Origin of the sequence: Sinobacterium caligoides (assembly GCF_003752585.1) — a bacterium.
In the GTDB taxonomy this organism is placed as follows: Bacteria; Pseudomonadota; Gammaproteobacteria; order Pseudomonadales; family Sinobacteriaceae; genus Sinobacterium; species Sinobacterium caligoides.
Genome location: NZ_RKHR01000011.1, coordinates 36,803 through 54,680 on the forward strand (window position 1 = coordinate 36,803; position 17,878 = coordinate 54,680).

The window sequence follows — 17,878 nt, forward strand, 5'->3', positions numbered from 1 at the left end:
TAAGGTTATGGCCGATAGGCCGGTTTCAGCAGCCCTGGCGCCATCTTCTGAATCATACTCAGGATGCCCTCGCGCCAGTCGACACGCGTCGGGCCGAGTAACTCGTGCATTTTTTCGGTATCGATCGCCAGTGTCCCGAAGGCGGCCGGGGTTTCATTAAAAATGGGTTCGAAGCCGGAGATCTCGGTCAGATAGCCACACCATTCCTCCACCGAGGTGGCGACACTACCACCGAAGTTCACCGTCACCGCCTGCGGGCTGGCACTGGCCAACAGCGCCGGGATCTTCTCGATATAGTCACAGCTGTGCAACAGGTTATAGGCGTTAGGACGATCCGGATGAATATCAATCTGCACCCCCGCCTGCATCATCTGTAAATGAAACAGCGGCCAGCCACCATTATCACCATAAGGCACGCTGAGTCGCGCGATCACCACCGGCACCTCGAAGGTTTCTGCGGCGAAGCGCACCACGCTCTCGGCGGCGATTTTACTGATCGAGTAGGTGGGAAACATCGCCCGGTGATTATCACCGAGGGCCGAGTCTTCACGACACAGCTCCCCTTTGGCGTATTCATAGACCGCCGTCGACGAGAAGTGCACGAACGCCTTCACCCCACGGCAAGCCGCGATCAACCGACCCGCGCCCTCGGCATTCACCTTCAGGTCATAGGCAAAGTCACCGCTTTTAACCACGGCATAGTTCAATACATAATCGATATCATCGGGGATCAACGCCGCCAGATCATCCGTCGCCAAGTCGGCGCGCAGGCAGTGCACACCCTTGGCCTCAAGCGCCAACCGCTGCGCCTCATCGCTGAAGCGAGCGATCGCATAGAGGGTATTATCAGTACGCAGCGCATCGATAACCGGCGCCGCCACCTGGCTGGTAGGGCCAGCAATTAAAATTTTCTGTTCTTTTAGTGCCACATGGGGAATCATAAACCTACCTTAATCGTTGTTATTGTTGCGGCGACCTCGCCATTGCTTTTACCCAATATTGCCTTTACCCAATATTGCCTTTACCCAATATTGCTTTTACTCAATATTGCTACTGATCGATACTGCTACTATTCAATATCGATTGTAACCAGTCGCCGGCCAATGCAGACCACCTAACTGGGTGGTCGCCTCTAGCCGCCCCTTTCCTATGCGCCTAATACATTACCTCAAATTACACACGAGTATAGTTACAATTCCAGCATTTCATCGGCCTAATCTGCTAGCCTTGTCATCATCCCGTCTCAATGTGTGCTTAAACTGCACTTAACTTCCAAGGATCAAGACTCAACAATGCCCAGAAGAACGAAAATCATCGCCACCCTCGGTCCCGCCACTGATCACCCTGACACCCTCAAGGCCTTGCTACAGGCCGGCGCCAACGTGTTGCGTCTCAACTTCTCGCACGGCGACGCCGACGACCACCGAGAACGCGCACGACTGATCCGTCAATTTGCCGATGAACTCGGGCTCAGCGTCGCCATTCTCGGCGACCTGCAGGGGCCGAAGATTCGCATCGCCCGCTTCAGCGAACAGCGCATTGTCATCGAGAGCGGCGACCGCTTCACCCTCGATACCGCCTTCGACCCCGACGCCGGCAACCAACAGATCGTCGGCGTCGACTACCCTCCCCTCGCCGACCAAGTCGGCAGCGGTGATAAGCTGCTGCTCGACGATGGCCGTATCGTACTTGAGGTCGATAGCGTCGACGGCAGCGCCGTACACTGTATCGTGCGCAGCGGCGGCACGCTGTCCAACAACAAGGGCCTCAACCGCCTCGGCGGTGGACTGGCCGCCGACGCGCTGACTGAGAAAGACCTGCGCGATATTAAGCTCGCCGCCGAGCTGCGCTGTGACTACGTCGCCGTCTCCTTCCCCGGCAGCCCCGATGACCTGCATCAGGCTCGTCAACTGCTCGAGGCCGAAGGCTGTGACGCCGGCATCGTCGCCAAGATCGAGCGCGCCGAGACCGTGCACGACCGCCAACTACTCGAACAGATGATCATCGCCAGCGACGCCGTAATGGTGGCACGGGGCGACCTCGGGGTAGAGATCGGCGACGCCGAACTGGTCGGCGTACAGAAGCACATGATCGAGCGCGCCCGCCAGCTCAATCGCTGCGTCATCACCGCTACCCAGATGATGGAGTCGATGATCGAGGCACCGATGCCGACCCGCGCCGAGGTGTTCGACGTCGCCAACGCCGTGCTCGACGGCACCGACGCGGTGATGCTGTCGGCGGAGACCGCCGCCGGTAAATACCCCATCGCCGCCGTCGAGGCCATGGCCCGCACCTGTATCGGTGCCGAGAAGCAGGTACGTCCCTATGCCGCCAACCTGTGCTTCGAGATCGACTTCGAGCGCACCGACCAGTCGATCGCCATGGCGGCGATGTACGTCGCCAACCACACCTCCGGCATTCGCGCCATCCTCTGTCTGACCGAGTCCGGCTCGACACCGATGTGGATGTCGCGCCTGGCCTCCAACATGCCGATCTACGCCGTCTCCCGCCACGCCGACAGCTGCGCTAAGATGGCGCTGTATCGCGGCGTCACCGCCATCGAGTTCGATCTGTTCCAGCAGCCGCAGGATGTCGAACAGCCGGCGCTGCAGCAGTTGCTCGAGCGCGGTCACATCCAGCCCGGCGACAAGGTCATCGTCACCCACGGTGATATCACCGGCCTGCACGGCGGCACCAACACGCTGCGCATCATCACCGCCTAACAATCGGTTGTTGCGGCGGTTATTTGCGCGTTGGCACCGGGTTCGATGACTCGGTGCAATCAGCGCATCGCTTCACCTCTGCGCATTTGGCCAACGCCAAATCCGGGCCGAAAAAATACTCAAATATCAAGCCTTATAATTTATAAGGTTTTGCCTATAATACGCCCCCTTTGTGCGCGGCGGTCTGTTGCCGCGCCACCGGCCATCGTTGTTCAGCTGTATTAATGGGGAAGCTTTAAGTGATTGTATTTACCATCACCAATCAACACACCAACGAAGTTTATGTTGGCACCGCACGTAACACCGCCGAGGAGAAGTGGAAACAATACCTCTCGTCCACCGCCGCGGGGTTAGATTTCCCCCTGTACAATGACATACGCGACTACGGCAGCGACGCTTTCCAGGTCAGCGAGTGGGCCTTCGCCGATTCCATGGAAGAGCTGACCACACTCAACCGCGAGGCGATGCTGAAGTTCGACGGCATCAGTCTGCGCGGCCATAAGACGGTCAACTCCAGCGTTGTGTTGGCGCCGCAGAACATCGACAAGGCCTCCTCGGTCAGCGGCATGGTCCGCGGCCGCCGCCCCCTCGACAAAAAGGTCCACTCCGAAGCCGCCAAGACCGTCTTCGCCATGCGCGTCAACGGTGTCGGCACCGGCGACGCGGGCAGCAGCACCGCTGCCGGCAACAAGAGCACCACCAACAAGACCGCAGCCAACAAAACCGCAGCCACCGGTAAGGCAACGGCCGCGCCACGCATTGGCAAGCCGGGCAAGACCGCCAAGGCCACGCTGAAGGCACCGAAGATCGCCAGCGGCCGTACCGGTAACAGCATCAAAGAGAAACGTATCAAGGAAGCCATCGCCGCCGAGAAGACGGCGCGGGAAGAGGCCGGTCGTCAGAAAATCGCCGCCGAGGCCGATGAGATGGCCAGCATCCTCGCTCGCCTAGAGAGCCGCGAGGCCACCTCCGTCGCCTACAAGAACCGTCGCCGCTAAGCGGACACCGGGCGGCGGCCTTCTCGCCCCGCCCCTCTTTTTACCCAGCCCTTCTTAGCCGCCTCTTATTACCTGCCTCTGCTTTTATCCTGCAGCTGTGACATTTTTCTTCTATCGATAGCTGCTCACCGCCGCCAGTTTTCGGACCACGAGCCCTCACCTAACCGCCGTCTCGCCATCGAGCAAGCCCAGGGCAACTCTGCCCCCGCCACTTGCTCAGGCCAGCAGCGACAAGGCCGACGCCGACAACTCTATCGGCGTGCGACCCTGCTGCTAAAGCTTTACAGCAGGCAAAAAAAAACACCGACCCGCAGGGGTCGGTGTTTCTAATCCAGCTGAGGCTTAGCTTAAGCGATTAGCAAAGGCCTGCTGAAATACAGGTAGAGTCATCACTACGCGTCCAAATAACTTGGCCGTTTGTTAGCTCTCCGGTTAAAATATATGTCAGGTCGTCAACATCGCTGGTGCCCGTCGCGGTAACCAAAACCTCAGCGTTAGTTGGACCAGCCGTAGTTTCAATGCTATCGAGCATGCCCTGTCCATTACCGGTAGCTATATCAATAACACCATTTGAGCCACCGATACATTCGCTATCAAAGTCTGCAGTCGTCGCTTGAGTCTGAGCACAAACCTCGATGGCGCTCTTAACCGCCGTCGTTGCCAACACCACCTCGGAGAACTTGGCCTTCTTGGTGTAGGTCTGGTAGGCCGGCAGGGCGACGGCGGCGAGGATACCGATGATCGCGATGACCACCATTAATTCGATGAGGGTAAAACCGGATTGTTGCTTGTTCATAAGTGTCACTCCAGAGGTCTGTTATACACAGAATTAGTATTGGTGAGCTTAACAAAGCAACCGCTGTGCCAACTTGATAGAAGTGTTATAAGTAATATCACTAGGCCGCCCTAGCAACTCCGCTATCTCGCCTAACACTTCCCCTCACCGACACAATGTGACCCTCTGCGTCACCTGCTACCATCACCCGCTGACGGCATCTGCACCGCCAATAGCTTAGGGCTTTATCTCGGCGACGGATCGACGTATGCTTGCCTTATATAAGAGCCAATAAAAATCGGCCAACACAACACGCTTGCATTGATTAAGACGGTGACTATGAGCCAGCCCAGTATTTCCCCCCTCAACGGCCTCGCCCGACGCCTGGTCAAAGAGGGCCTGCTCGATGAGGAGCGCGCGCGCCACGCCTGGCAACAGGCACACAGCGATCGGCAGCCATTTGTCAGTTATTTAGTACAGCAACAGCTGGTACCGGCGCGCACCATCGCCGAACTGGCCAGCGACGAGTTTGGCAATCCGCTGTTCGACCTCGCCAGCCTCAACCCAGAGGCCATGCCCAACGACTTGATCGACCCCAAGCTGATCGAGAGACACCGCGCGGTGCCGCTGTTCAAGCGCGGCACGCGACTGTTTATCGGTGTCTCCGACCCCACCAATTTCCGCGCCCAGGATGAGATCCAGTTTCACACCGGGCTCAGTACCGAGGCGGTACTGGTCGACGAGGATCAGCTAACCCTGCTGATCACCAACCTCGCCGATAATACCGAGGACACCGACGTCGACTTCGGCGACCTCGACGACAGCCTGGAAGACCTCGACATTGGTCCCGATACCCAGGAGAAAGAACAGGACGACGGCAACGGCAGCGACGACACGCCGATCGTCAAGTTCGTCAACAAGATGCTGCTCGACGCCATCAAGATGGGCGCCTCCGACCTGCACTTTGAACCCTACGAGAAATCCTACCGGGTGCGCTTTCGCACCGACGGCGTACTAAAAGAGATCGCCCGGCCGCCGCTAACCCTCGCCGGTAAGCTGTCGGCGCGATTGAAGGTGATGTCGGAGATGGACATCTCCGAGCGACGCATGCCGCAGGATGGCCGCATCAAGCTGAAACTGTCGAGGAAGCGCTCCATCGACTTCCGCGTCAACACCCTGCCGACGCTGTGGGGCGAGAAGATCGTACTGCGGATCCTCGACCCCAGCAGTGCCCAGATGGGCATCGAGGCGCTCGGTTACGACGACGATCAGAAAGAGATGTACCTCGCCGCGCTGCATCAGCCCCAGGGCATGATCCTAGTCACCGGCCCCACCGGTAGTGGCAAGACCGTGTCGCTGTACACCGGCCTCAACATCCTCAACACCGCCGAGCGCAACATCTCCACCGCCGAAGACCCCGTCGAGATCAACCTCGAGGGCATCAACCAGGTGCACGTCAAGGCCAAGATCGGCCTCAACTTCTCCGAGGCGCTGCGCTCCTTCCTGCGTCAGGATCCCGACGTCATCATGGTCGGTGAGATTCGTGACCTGGAGACCGCCGAGATCGCCATCAAGGCGGCACAGACCGGTCACATGGTGATGTCGACGCTACACACCAACAGCGCCGCCGAGACCGTCACCCGCTTACTCAACATGGGCGTACCGGCCTTCAACCTCGCCACCACCGTCAGCCTAATTATCGCCCAGCGCCTGGCTCGACGCCTGTGTAAACACTGCGCCGAAGACTTCAGCGACGCCCCCCGCGAGATGCTATTAAAAGAGGGCTTCACCGAGCAAGACCTCGACACCATGACGCTGAAGAAACCCAGCAGTAATGGCTGCTCACAGTGCAACAACGGCTACAAAGGGCGTGTCGGTATTTATGAAGTGGTTCGCATCACCGACAACCTCGCACGCATTATCATGGAGGAGGGTAACTCTATCGATATCGCCGACCAGGCACGCCGGGAAGGTTTCAACGACCTGAGACGCTCAGCGCTATTGAAAGCCGCCGCAGGATTAACCAGTTTAGAAGAAGTTAACCGAGTAACGAAGGATTAAGTATGGCCACTGCAACACGTAACGCCGCCAAGGGCGCCACCTATACCTGGGAGGGCAAGGATAGGCAGGGGCGCAAGACCAGTGGCGAAATAAGCGCCGCCTCGATCGCCCTCGCCAAGGCACAGCTGCGCAACCAAGGCATCAAGAATGGTAAGGTGCGTAAGAAAACCAAGCCACTGTTCAGCAATAAGAAGCCGATCAAAACCTCCGACATCACCGTCTTCACCCGCCAGCTGGCCACCATGATGAAGGCCGGCGTGCCGCTGATGCAGTCCTTCGAGATCGTCGCCGAGGGCCTCGACAACCCCACCATGGCCGAGCTGGTGCTGGAAATCCGTGACGACGTCGCCGGCGGCACCAGCCTCGCCGAGAGCTTGCAGAAACACCCTAAGTACTTCGACGCGCTGTTCTGCAGCCTGATCGAGGCCGGCGAGCAGTCCGGTGCGCTGGAGACCATGCTCGACCGCGTCGCCCTCTACAAAGAGAAGAGCGAGGCGGTGAAGAAAAAGATCAAGAAGGCGATGACCTACCCCGCCGCCGTGGTCGCGGTCGCCTGTATTGTCACCGGCATCCTATTGATCTACGTGGTGCCCCAGTTTGCCGAGACCTTCGGCTCCTTTGGCGCCGAGCTGCCTGCACTGACCCTCTTCGTGCTCGCCTGCTCCGAGTTCGTGCAGGCCTACGCGCTGCTTATTGTTGCCGCCATCGTCGTCGCCGTGGTGTTGTTCGGCCAGGCCCGGCAACGTTCCAAACCCTTCGCCGACGGCCTCGACCGCGCGCTATTGAAGGCGCCGATCATCGGCTCAGTGGTCTACCAGTCGATCATGGCACGCTTCAGCCGCACCCTATCGACCACCTTCGCCGCCGGTGTACCACTGGTCGACGCCCTCGACTCGGTGGCCGGCGCCGCTGGCAACGACGTCTATTATCGCGCGATCAACAAGGTTAAGGAGGAGGTCACCTCGGGCAACACCCTCAACGCCTCGATCAAAGCCACCGACCTGTTCCCCAACCTGTTAATCCAGATGGTCGCCATCGGCGAGGAGTCCGGTGCCCTCGATGAGATGCTGGCGAAAGTCGCCAACCACTACGAAGAGGAAGTCGACAACGCCGTCGACAGCCTCACCTCGCTGATGGAACCGCTGATCATGTCGGTGCTCGGCGGTGTTGTCGGGGTGCTACTACTGGCGATGTACATGCCGATATTCACCATCGGTCAGGTCATGTAAACTCCCCCTATCTTTATAATAGAGTCAGGCTTTTACATGTTGTACCTCGAATACTTTCAACACCACCCGATGACGGCTATCGCCGTCGTCCTGATTATCAGCCTGCTCGTCGGCAGCTTCCTCAACGTGGTGATCTATCGGCTGCCGCTGATGATGTACCGCGACTGGAAACAGCAAGTCGAGGAGTTCGACGAGAGCGAGCTACCGAAGCTACCCACGGCCGAGCGCTTTAATCTGGCCACGCCCAACTCCAGCTGCCCGCACTGCGGCCACAAGATTCGCCCGTGGGAGAACATCCCCGTCGTCAGCTATCTGCTGCAGCGCGGCCGCTGTAGCAGCTGCCAACAACCGATCTCACTGCGCTATCCTCTCGTCGAGGCGGTCACTGCGCTGCTCTCCGCCCTGGTCATCTACCAACTCGGCTTCACCATCGCCGGCCTCGTTGCCGTCGCGTTCACCTGGGTGCTGGTGGCGCTGACGCTGATCGATGCCGACCACAAGCTGCTACCCGACAGCCTCACCCTACCGCTATTGTGGGCGGCGCTGATCGCCAACTACTTCGGCCTGTTCGCCGATTTCGGTGACGCCTTCTGGGGCGCTATCGCCGGCTACCTGGCGCTGTGGTCCGTCTACTGGCTGTTCAAACTACTGACCGGCAAGGAAGGCATGGGCTACGGCGACTTCAAGCTACTGGCCTTCCTCGGCGCCTGGATGGGTTGGCAGGCACTGCCGCTGATCCTGATCCTCTCCGCCGGTGTCGGCGCCATCTTGGGCGTGGCGATGATCGTACTCAGCAAGCGCGACAGCCAGACCACGATCCCCTTCGGCCCCTACCTCGCCTGCGCCGGTTATATCGCCCTGCTCTGGGGCGACACCATTACCCAGCACTATCTGCAGTTTGCCGGCCTCAACTAGGCTAACAGCAACATTTAATCGCCATCTATCGGGGCGAGCATTGATCAGTGCTCGCCCTCACCCTCTCTCGATCGCTATGCCGGCAATAAGCCTCTATCATAGACCGATCAATTTTTCGGGCGTCGCCCCCCTACCATTTTCTGGAGCTAACACACCATGTATATCGTCGGCCTAGCCGGTGGCATCGGCAGCGGCAAGACCGCCGTCAGCGACCGCTTTCAACAACTCGGCATCGAAGTCATCGACGCCGATGTCGCCGCCCGCACCGTGGTCGAGCCCGGCCAACCGGCGCTGGCGAAGATCTGCGCCCAGTTCGGCGACGACATCTTACTCGCCGACGGCCAGCTCGACCGCGCCCAGCTGCGCCAACGCATCTTCAGCGACCCGGAGGCTAAGAGCTGGCTGGAGGGATTGCTGCACCCGCTCATCGGCGAGGAGATCTTTCGCCAGCTCGGCGCCGCCCGCAGCCACTACTGCCTGTTTGTATCGCCGCTGCTGTTTGAATCTGGGCAAAACAGCCTCTGCGATCGCGTGCTGCTGGTGGATGTGCCACGTGAGATTCAGCTCAGCCGCACCATGGCCAGGGACAACAACAGTAGAGGTCAGGTAGAGGCGATCCTCGCACAACAGGCGAGCCGCGAGACCCGGCTAGAGCAGGCCGACGACGTCATTCTCAACGACCGCGATCTCGATCATTTAGAGGGTGAAGTTGCGCGCCTACACCGGTATTATCTGCTCGAAGCCGAACGCAAGGCCGACGCTTCAAGTTAGTACCACCACTGCAGAGAGATCACCATGAGCCAAAGCCACGCCAGCAACGAGCCAATCGTTAACTGCCCCAGCTGTCAGCAACCCACGCCTTACAGCCGCGACAACGCCAGCCGGCCATTTTGCAGCAAGCGCTGCAAGGATGCCGACTTTATCGATTGGAGCAATGAGGAGCGCACGATTCAGGGTAGCTCGGTCTATGATGACGTACTCTCCGGCGACCTCGAATCACCGGAAGGCTACTAAGTAACCGCGTGCAGAGCGGCGTTGCGCCGCTCATATAGACAAAAGCTATAGACGAGCTGCAGCTTTTACCAGCGGTTCCGCTTGAGTGCCGCCACGATCGGCGCGTTGGCCGCGGGAAAGTCGTAGTCACCGAGGCGACTGAAGGCAACCCAGCGCGTCAACTGCCCCTCGCTGCCGACACCGTCCTCACCCAGCGGCAGGTAAGCCTCGCTCGCCACCCCCTCGACCAGATAGGTATGCAGACAGACGTCCCGCTCGGGGTAGCTGTGATTAAGACTATTAAACAGACGACTATCCGCCGTCGAAACCACCAGACCGAGCTCTTCCCGCACTTCACGCGTCAGCGCCGCCTGCAAGCCCTCGGTGAGCCCCACCTTGCCACCGGGAAACTCCCAGTGACCGGCGAGATGGACGCCCTCTGGACGCTTCGACAGCAGACAATGGCGGCGGCCCGGGTGCACGATGACGGCTAATACCACATCTAGCGCCTCTTTAGGCATGCCGTCCACGCCCTCTTGCAAGGTTTCGTTCGCCGCCATCAGGTACGATACTCGGCATTGATACGCACGTACTCGTGGGAAAGGTCACTGGTCCACACCTTGGTCGCCGCATCGCCACGACCCAGTGTCACCTCGATAACAATCTCCTCCTGATCCATCGCCTCCTGGCCCTTCTCCTCACTGTAACTTGCGGCACGCTCGCCCTTCTCCGCGATCAGGATGCCGCTGAGGCTGACGTCGATCTTACTGACATCAAGACCTTCGATGCCAGCACGGCCGATCGCCGCCAACAACCGGCCCCAGTTAGGGTCGGAGGCAAACAGCGCCGTCTTCACCAGCGGCGACTCGGCAATGGTATAGGCGACACGCAGACACTCTGCCTCATCGACGCCGCCGCTGACATCGACAGTGACAAACTTACTCGCCCCCTCACCATCACGCACCAGCAGCTGCGCCAACTCAATACAGACGCTGGTGATCTCGTCCTGAAAAGCCGCGAGTAGCGCCGGATCACTGCCATCGATCAGCAGCTCGCCCTCGCCGGTGGCGGTCAGGGTGAGTGCGTCGTTGGTCGAGGTGTCGCCATCGATAGTAATGCGGTTGAAGCTCTGATTCACCGCGTGGGTCAGTATCTGTTGCAACAGCGGCTGCGGCACCTTGGCGTCCGTCGCCACATAACCCAACATGGTCGCCATGTTCGGCTTAATCATCCCCGCGCCCTTGGTGATACCGCTAATCACGCACTGCTTGCCGTCGAGGTGCAACCGGCTGGTCGCGCCCTTTGGCCGCGTATCCGTAGTCATGATGCCACTGGCTGCCTCCTGCCACCCCTCTTCACTGAGCTTATCGACAGCATCCGGCAGCGCGCTGACGACCTTATCCACAGGCAACGACTCACCGATCACCCCGGTCGAGAACGGCAGTATCGCATTACTGTTGTCGTCGACCACCTTGGCTAGGGCCTCGCAACAATCTTCCGCGGCGCGCAGCCCGGCTTCGCCCGTGCCCGCATTAGCGTTACCGGTGTTGACCAGAAAATAGCTCGGCTGATGCGCGGCGAGATTGCGCTTGGCGACCACTACTGGCGCCGCACAGAAGGCATTTTGGGTAAAGACCGCCGCCGTCGTTGCACGACTACACAGCTCCATCACCACCACATCTTTGCGCCCGGGCGTTTTGATGCCGCCACTGCTGGTGCCTAAACGAAACCCCGCCACGGGGTAGAACTGGGGTAGATCACCGTTGCCGACTGCCATTGCCCTTACCTTCCTTATTATCTATACCTGAAAATTGTCGCTCATCGAGCCACTTTATTTGTCCGCCGGTAAACACTCGGCGAGCCCTCTACTATACAAAAAAAAAGCGCTGTTAAAACAGCGCTTTTTATCAACTATCTGGAAGCTATTTGCAGCGAGTGATTAGAGCTTGCCGTGGCACTGCTTAAACTTCTGACCGGAGCCGCAAGGACAGGGGTCGTTACGACCGACCTTCTGCGCGGTACGCACTGGCACCTGCTTAGCCGTCTCAGCACCCTCGGCCTCTCCCTCTTCACTCATGCCCAGTGCGGCAGTCTCGGCATGCTGCATATCCAGCTGCTGCTGAGCCTGTTGCTGCTCACGACGCTGCTGCTCGATGCGCTCGGCATCCTCATCACGCACCTGCACCTTCGACATGAAGCAAACCACTTCATGCTTAAAGTTCTCCAACATTTCCTGGAACAGTTCGAACGACTCGCGCTTGTATTCCTGCTTCGGATTCTTCTGTGCATAAGCGCGCAGATGAATACCATTACGCAGTGCATCCATCGTCGCCAGATGCTCTTTCCACAGCGAGTCGAGCACCTGCAGCATGATGTGCTTCTCAAACTGATTCATCTGCTCGCCGACCATCGCCGACTTCTCTTGGTAGGCAGCTTCAACTGACTCAACTAGCTTCTTTTGTAGCGACTCACCGTGTAGATCATCGTCTTCATCGAGCCACTGCTGAACCGGCAGCTCTAGGCCAAAATCGGCATTCAGTTGCTGCTCAAGCGCCGGCACATCCCACATATCTTCAACACTCTGCGGCGGCACATACTCCGCCACCAGCGACGACACCACATCTTCGCGAATAGTGCTGAGCATCTCGTTGACATTTTCCTGCTCGAGTAAGGCGTTGCGCTGCTGATAGATGACCTGACGCTGATCGTTTGCCACATCGTCAAACTCCAGCAACTGCTTACGCATGTCGAAGTTACGTCCCTCGACCTTCTTCTGCGCCTTCTCGATGGCATTGGTGACCATACGGTGCTCGATCGCCTCACCCTTCTCCATGCCTAAGGCTTGCATGAAGTTCTTCACCCGATCAGAGGCAAAGATGCGCATTAAGTTATCTTCCAGCGACAGATAGAAACGCGACAGTCCTGGGTCACCCTGACGACCGGCACGACCACGTAGCTGATTATCGATACGGCGTGACTCATGACGCTCAGTACCAATAATGTGCAGACCACCCGCATCGAGTACCGCCTGATGACGCTGCTCCCAAGCCTCAGTCAGCTCGGCAATCTTCGCCTCGGTTGGGTTGACCAACGCGGCGATTTCAGCCTCGAGGTTACCGCCCAAGACGATGTCGGTACCACGACCAGCCATGTTTGTGGCGATAGTGACCGCACCAGGACGACCGGCCTGAGCGATGATATCGGCCTCTTTCGAGTGGAATTTGGCGTTCAGTACCTGGTGGTTGATCTTGTGCTTGACCAATAGGCGGTGCAATTCTTCTGAAGACTCGATCGAAGCGGTACCGACTAACGTTGGCACGCCCTTGGTCTGATACTCGCGAATGTCCTCTACCACAGCATCAAACTTCTCTTGCTTGCTCAAGTAGATGAGGTCGTTTAAGTCTTTACGTAAAACCTCGCGATTGGTCGGCAGTACGATAACATCGAGGCCGTAAATCTGGTGAAATTCGAAGGCCTCGGTGTCAGCAGTACCGGTCATGCCACCGAGCTTGTCGTAGAGACGGAAATAGTTCTGGAAGGTGGTCGAAGCCAGCGTCTGACTCTCCGACTGAATTTCAACACCCTCCTTTGCCTCAATCGCCTGGTGCAAGCCCTCAGAAAGACGGCGCCCCTGCATGGTACGACCGGTGTGCTCGTCGATTAACACCACCTGCTTTTCCTGCACGATATAGTCGACATCACGCTGGAATAAGATGTGTGCCTTCAATGCCGTATGCACGTGATGCAACAATGTCAGGTTACTACTGGAGTAGAGGCTATCGCCCTCTTCCAGCAGTTTCTGCGACACCATCCACTCTTCGACCACAGTATGGCCCGACTCAGTCAGCTCAACTTGGCGCTGCTTTTCATCGATGGTGTAGTCACCCACCAGCTCGGCGCCTTCTTCTGCCTCTGGCGCCTCCTGCAAACTGGGGATGAAGGTATTAACCTTGCGGTACAGCTCTGAGTGATCTTCCGCCGGACCGGAAATAATCAACGGCGTGCGCGCCTCATCAATGAGAATCGAGTCGACCTCATCGATAATGGCAAAACTGAGCTTACGCTGGAAGCGTTCCTCGGCGGCAAAAGCCATATTGTCACGCAGGTAATCGAAGCCGAACTCGTTGTTGGTACCGTAAATAATGTCGCTAGCATAGGCCGCGCGCTTACTCACTGGATCCTGTTGCGGTACCACGGTACCGACGGTCAGCCCCATGAACTCATAGAGTGGGCGCATCCAGTTGGCATCACGCGTGGCGAGATAGTCATTCACGGTAACAACGTGAACGCCTTCCCCGGCAAGAGCGTTTAGGTAAACCGGGAGTGTTGCTACCAGTGTCTTACCTTCACCGGTGCGCATCTCGGCGATACGTCCCTCATGCAGGGTGATACCACCGATCAGCTGAACGTCAAAATGACGCATGCCCATCACACGCTTACTGGCCTCACGGCAGACTGCGAAGGCTTCCGGCAGAATCTCATCTAAAGTTTTGCCGTCTGCAAGTTGCTGCTTAAATTCAGGAGTCTTCCCCTGCAACTGCTCATCACTCAAGGCCGAGACGGCCTCTTCATACGCATTGATCTGTACGACTAATTTGCGCATTCGCTTTAATTCGCGATCGTTCTTAGTACCTAAAACTTTTCTTAACAAGCGGACAATCATAATAACCTTCGTCAATGACAGGGCGAGAGATACCCTGATAAACATGCACGTTCATTAGCTTCACGACGCGCTAAAGCGCTACAGTTTTACCCATTACCCACTCGTACGCAAGCAGTTAAATCTACCCCCTGCTAAACGGTTGCTTTATTGTGGCTAATTTAACCTAATGAGGAATGTTTTCAGGCAACACAGAAGACAAAAGACGCTTTTATAACAATAACTTCTAACGACTCGCCCGGTAAACAAAGCGCGCCGGGTTCACCTTGGCATCGTTCTTTAACACTTCGAAATGTACGTGCGGCCCAGTAGAGCGCCCCGTCGAGCCCATCAGAGAGATAGCGTCACCTTTCTTCACAATGTCCCCCACTTTAACTAACACCTTGGCATTGTGGGCATATCGTGTTTTATAACCATCGCCGTGATTGATCTCCACCAATACACCGTAGCCACTGCGCCGCCCCGCCCAAGTCACCACGCCGCCAGCAACAGCAATAACCGAAGAGCCCTCCTCGCCAGCGAAGTCGATACCATGATGCATCGCTATCTTGCCGCTAAAAGGGTCTGTTCGGTGACCGTAAGGTGACGACATCCAGCCCTTCACAATCGGCCGGCCAGAAATAAAGCGCTCATTCGCCTGCTGCTTGTTGCTGATGATATCCTCTAGAATCCGTAACTGCTGCTCACGATCGTTGATCTCCACAGACATCTGGTTGATCAAGTCCATAAAGGCAGGAGGCTGATAGTCAAGCTGCTGTTCCGATTCTGCCGCCGGGCCACCGACGGCCGGTGTCGCCGAGAAGTCAAACTCGCCACTGTCGAGCTTAGTTAGCTTGGCCACTCGTTGACCGAGAGCATCCAGACGCAGCAGGCGGCTCTGCAGGTTTGCTAACTGTAAGGTAAGAGCCGATAAATCTCGCTGTGCGCTTTCACGCAGCGCCTCCACATCACTGCCCTGCTGATCTAGTCGCGCCACCCAGGCCTCACTACCCTGCGAATCAAGCACGGTGATGGACGAGTTCTGCCAAAGTTGATAACTCAGCAGCGATGCCATCGACAATAGCAACAGAAAGAAAATACCCATGAGCGCCCGGCTAAGCGGCGTTAGATGGAAGGAATAAGAGCGATCACCACGATCACTAACAACAATAATCTTCATTACTTCAGTTAACTCGTGCTGGAGTGTCTAAGCCGTCATCCATTACAAGCTCACTCTTCATTATTATTTCTAGCCAATAAAAAAGAGGCGTTACGCCTCTTTTTTTGACTACTCTATGATGCCACAGCAGCGGCATTAATATAGGAGATCGGTGCCTCTGCACCATCCTCAAAGGTCACAACCTCCCAAGCATCCGTCTCGGCCATCAACTTATGCAGCGAAGCATTGTTAAGGGCGTGCCCTGATTTGAACGCACGGAATTCGCCTATCAAGCTATTACCAAGTAGATAAAGGTCGCCAATAGCATCGAGAATCTTGTGCTTAACAAACTCATCATCGTAGCGTAGTCCGCCCTCATTGAGGATGCGGTACTCATCGACAACGATGGCATTATCCACGCTGCCGCCCTGAGCCAAACCCTTAGAGCGTAAATATTCGATTTCATGCATAAAGCCGAAGGTACGTGCACGACTCACTTCTTTCACGAAAGAAGTACTAGAGAAGTCCACCTCGGCATTAACCTTACGCCCTTTAAAAACGGGGTGATCGAAGTCGATGCCGAAAGCCACCTTAAAGCCATCAAAAGGCAGGAAAGTCGCCGTCTTATCACCATCTTTAACGGTGACCTTTTTCTTGATGCGAATAAACTTCTTCGCCGCACCCTGCTCCTCGATACCCGCAGACTGAATCAGGAACACAAACGGTCCCGCACTGCCGTCCATGATAGGAACTTCTGGTGCGGTCAGCTCAATATACGCATTATCGATACCAAGACCTGCCATCGCAGAGAGCAAATGCTCAACCGTTGATACGCGCACATCGCCATTGACCAGTGTCGTAGACAGCGTGGTGTCGCCGACATTATCGGCTTTGGCGTGCACCTCTACCGGCGGATTCAGATCCACGCGACGGAAGATAATACCTGTATTTACCGGCGCAGGCTTCAAAGTCAAATAGACCTTTTGCCCGGTGTGTAGACCCACACCCGTTGCCCGGATTGCATTTCTAAGCGTACGTTGCTTTATCATCGACTCTTTAACCCTGTTAAATACCCGCAAGAAACTGCATATGCATTGCGGGGCGGCGCGATTGTACCAGAACCGTCCCCTCAGCGCCAATCAGTTACTGTTGATTTGTCAAGATCAATCCGCCTGTCTGCGTAAAAAAGCTGGAATATCAAGATATTCCATATCCTTATCCTTCTTACGCTGCTCCGCATTGTCCGCGATAGGCTGCTTAGTCGGTGGCGTCGACAGCGCATCAACAGTGCGTTTCCGCATCACGGTAGGGCGATCTAACTCGTTGTAATTTAAAGTACCATTTGCCTTGCGCGTGTTGTCGACGACGGGGCGTACTGGCGTCTCAGCGAGCTCCGCGCCAAGACCGGTAGCGACAACAGTCACACGAATCTCATCACTCATCTCTGCATCAATTACCGTACCCACAACCACGGTCGCGTTATCGGAGGCATAATCTTCGACGGTCTCACCGACATCGGTAAACTCACCCAAAGACAAGTCAACACCGGCTGTAATATTCACCAATATACCGCGGGCGCCCTGTAGATTGACATCTTCTAGTAGCGGGCTACGTATCGCCGCCTCTGCAGCAAGCTTAGCGCGGTCATCACCGGTTGCGCTGCCTGTGCCCATCATCGCCATACCCATCTCAGACATCACAGTCTTTACGTCCGCGAAATCGACGTTGATCATACCCGGGCGAATAATCAGGTCGGCGATACCCTGCACCGCACCTAATAAAACATCGTTAGCCGCCTTAAAGGCATCCAGCAAACTAGTCGTTTTACCTAGCACACCTAGCAGTTTTTCATTGGGAATGGTAATCAGCGAGTCGACGTGTTCACCGAGTTCCTTCAACCCTTCTTCGGCGATACGCATACGCTTACGCCCTTCGAAGGGGAATGGCTTAGTTACGACCGCGACCGTTAAAATACCAAGTTCACGCGCAACTTCGGCAACAACCGGTGCCGCCCCTGTTCCCGTGCCGCCACCCATGCCCGCAGTGATGAAGACCATGTCGGCACCTTCAAGCACTTCAGAAATGCGCTCGCGATCGTCCATTGCCGCCTGACGACCAACCGCTGGATTAGCACCTGCGCCCAAGCCTTTTGTTACGGCTCCACCCAGCTGCAGCACGGTTTTAGTTGCGACATCCGCCAATGCCTGAGCATCCGTATTAGCACAGACAAAGTCGACGCCGTCAACACTGTTCGTGATCATGTGTTTGACGGCATTACCGCCACCACCACCGACGCCGATGACCTTAATCACCGCACTCTGGGGTACGTTATCTACCATTTCGAACATAAGCGCTCTCCCTTTTGTATTTGCACTACGGGTGCTCT

15 protein-coding genes are annotated in these 17,878 nt (G+C 56.9%); 7 read left to right on the forward strand and 8 right to left on the reverse strand.

The features are described from left to right. Positions 1-5: 5 nt before the first annotated feature. Positions 6-941, reverse strand: coding sequence for an NAD-dependent epimerase/dehydratase family protein (locus EDC56_RS19190; protein ID WP_123714212.1), 936 nt, complete (start codon positions 939-941; stop codon positions 6-8). A gap of 351 nt (positions 942-1,292) precedes the next feature. Here EDC56_RS19190 and pyk point away from each other — a divergent pair, with 351 nt between their 5' ends. Then, on the forward strand, positions 1,293-2,723 hold the full coding sequence (gene pyk, locus EDC56_RS19195; protein ID WP_123714213.1) for a pyruvate kinase: 1,431 nt from the start codon (positions 1,293-1,295) through the stop codon (positions 2,721-2,723). A 239-nt stretch (positions 2,724-2,962) separates the two neighbouring features. Next, on the forward strand, positions 2,963-3,721 hold the full coding sequence (locus tag EDC56_RS19200) for a GIY-YIG nuclease family protein (RefSeq protein ID WP_123714214.1): 759 nt from the start codon (positions 2,963-2,965) through the stop codon (positions 3,719-3,721). 355 nt (positions 3,722-4,076) lie between these two features. On the opposite strand, the gene EDC56_RS19205 is transcribed toward EDC56_RS19200, so the two are convergent. Then, entirely contained in the window at positions 4,077-4,517 is a 441-nt protein-coding gene (locus EDC56_RS19205) for a pilin (RefSeq protein WP_123714215.1), read from the reverse strand. A 318-nt stretch (positions 4,518-4,835) separates the two neighbouring features. Between EDC56_RS19205 and pilB the strand changes: the two genes are divergently transcribed. From pilB to EDC56_RS19230, 5 genes are all read left to right on the forward strand, one after another. Further along, positions 4,836-6,557, forward strand: coding sequence for a type IV-A pilus assembly ATPase PilB (pilB, locus tag EDC56_RS19210; protein ID WP_123714216.1), 1,722 nt, complete (start codon positions 4,836-4,838; stop codon positions 6,555-6,557). 2 nt (positions 6,558-6,559) lie between these two features. Further along, a complete protein-coding gene (locus EDC56_RS19215; RefSeq protein ID WP_123714217.1) occupies positions 6,560-7,786 on the forward strand; it encodes a type II secretion system F family protein in 1,227 nt (408 codons plus the stop codon). A gap of 36 nt (positions 7,787-7,822) precedes the next feature. Continuing rightward, complete coding sequence (locus tag EDC56_RS19220) at positions 7,823-8,701, forward strand: prepilin peptidase (RefSeq protein WP_123714218.1); 879 nt, start codon at positions 7,823-7,825, stop codon at positions 8,699-8,701. A 156-nt stretch (positions 8,702-8,857) separates the two neighbouring features. Continuing rightward, complete coding sequence (gene coaE, locus EDC56_RS19225) at positions 8,858-9,472, forward strand: dephospho-CoA kinase (RefSeq protein ID WP_123714219.1); 615 nt, start codon at positions 8,858-8,860, stop codon at positions 9,470-9,472. Positions 9,473-9,496: 24 nt separating this feature from the next. After that, positions 9,497-9,715, forward strand: coding sequence for a DNA gyrase inhibitor YacG (locus EDC56_RS19230; protein WP_123714220.1), 219 nt, complete (start codon positions 9,497-9,499; stop codon positions 9,713-9,715). Between the two features lie 65 nt (positions 9,716-9,780). On the opposite strand, the gene EDC56_RS19235 is transcribed toward EDC56_RS19230, so the two are convergent. From EDC56_RS19235 to ftsZ, 6 genes are all read right to left on the reverse strand, one after another. Continuing rightward, positions 9,781-10,236: a (deoxy)nucleoside triphosphate pyrophosphohydrolase gene (locus EDC56_RS19235; protein ID WP_162844252.1), complete on the reverse strand. Its 456-nt coding sequence runs from the start codon at positions 10,234-10,236 to the stop codon at positions 9,781-9,783. Positions 10,237-10,253: 17 nt separating this feature from the next. Next, entirely contained in the window at positions 10,254-11,471 is a 1,218-nt protein-coding gene (argJ, locus tag EDC56_RS19240) for a bifunctional glutamate N-acetyltransferase/amino-acid acetyltransferase ArgJ (RefSeq protein ID WP_123714222.1), read from the reverse strand. Positions 11,472-11,633: 162 nt separating this feature from the next. Continuing rightward, a complete protein-coding gene (gene secA, locus EDC56_RS19245) occupies positions 11,634-14,357 on the reverse strand; it encodes a preprotein translocase subunit SecA (protein ID WP_123714246.1) in 2,724 nt (907 codons plus the stop codon). A gap of 223 nt (positions 14,358-14,580) precedes the next feature. After that, a complete protein-coding gene (locus tag EDC56_RS19250) occupies positions 14,581-15,513 on the reverse strand; it encodes a M23 family metallopeptidase (protein WP_123714223.1) in 933 nt (310 codons plus the stop codon). Between the two features lie 113 nt (positions 15,514-15,626). After that, on the reverse strand, positions 15,627-16,541 hold the full coding sequence (gene lpxC / locus EDC56_RS19255; RefSeq protein WP_123714224.1) for a UDP-3-O-acyl-N-acetylglucosamine deacetylase: 915 nt from the start codon (positions 16,539-16,541) through the stop codon (positions 15,627-15,629). Between the two features lie 114 nt (positions 16,542-16,655). Then, positions 16,656-17,840: a cell division protein FtsZ gene (ftsZ, locus tag EDC56_RS19260; RefSeq protein ID WP_123714225.1), complete on the reverse strand. Its 1,185-nt coding sequence runs from the start codon at positions 17,838-17,840 to the stop codon at positions 16,656-16,658. Between the last annotated feature and the right edge of the window lie 38 nt (positions 17,841-17,878).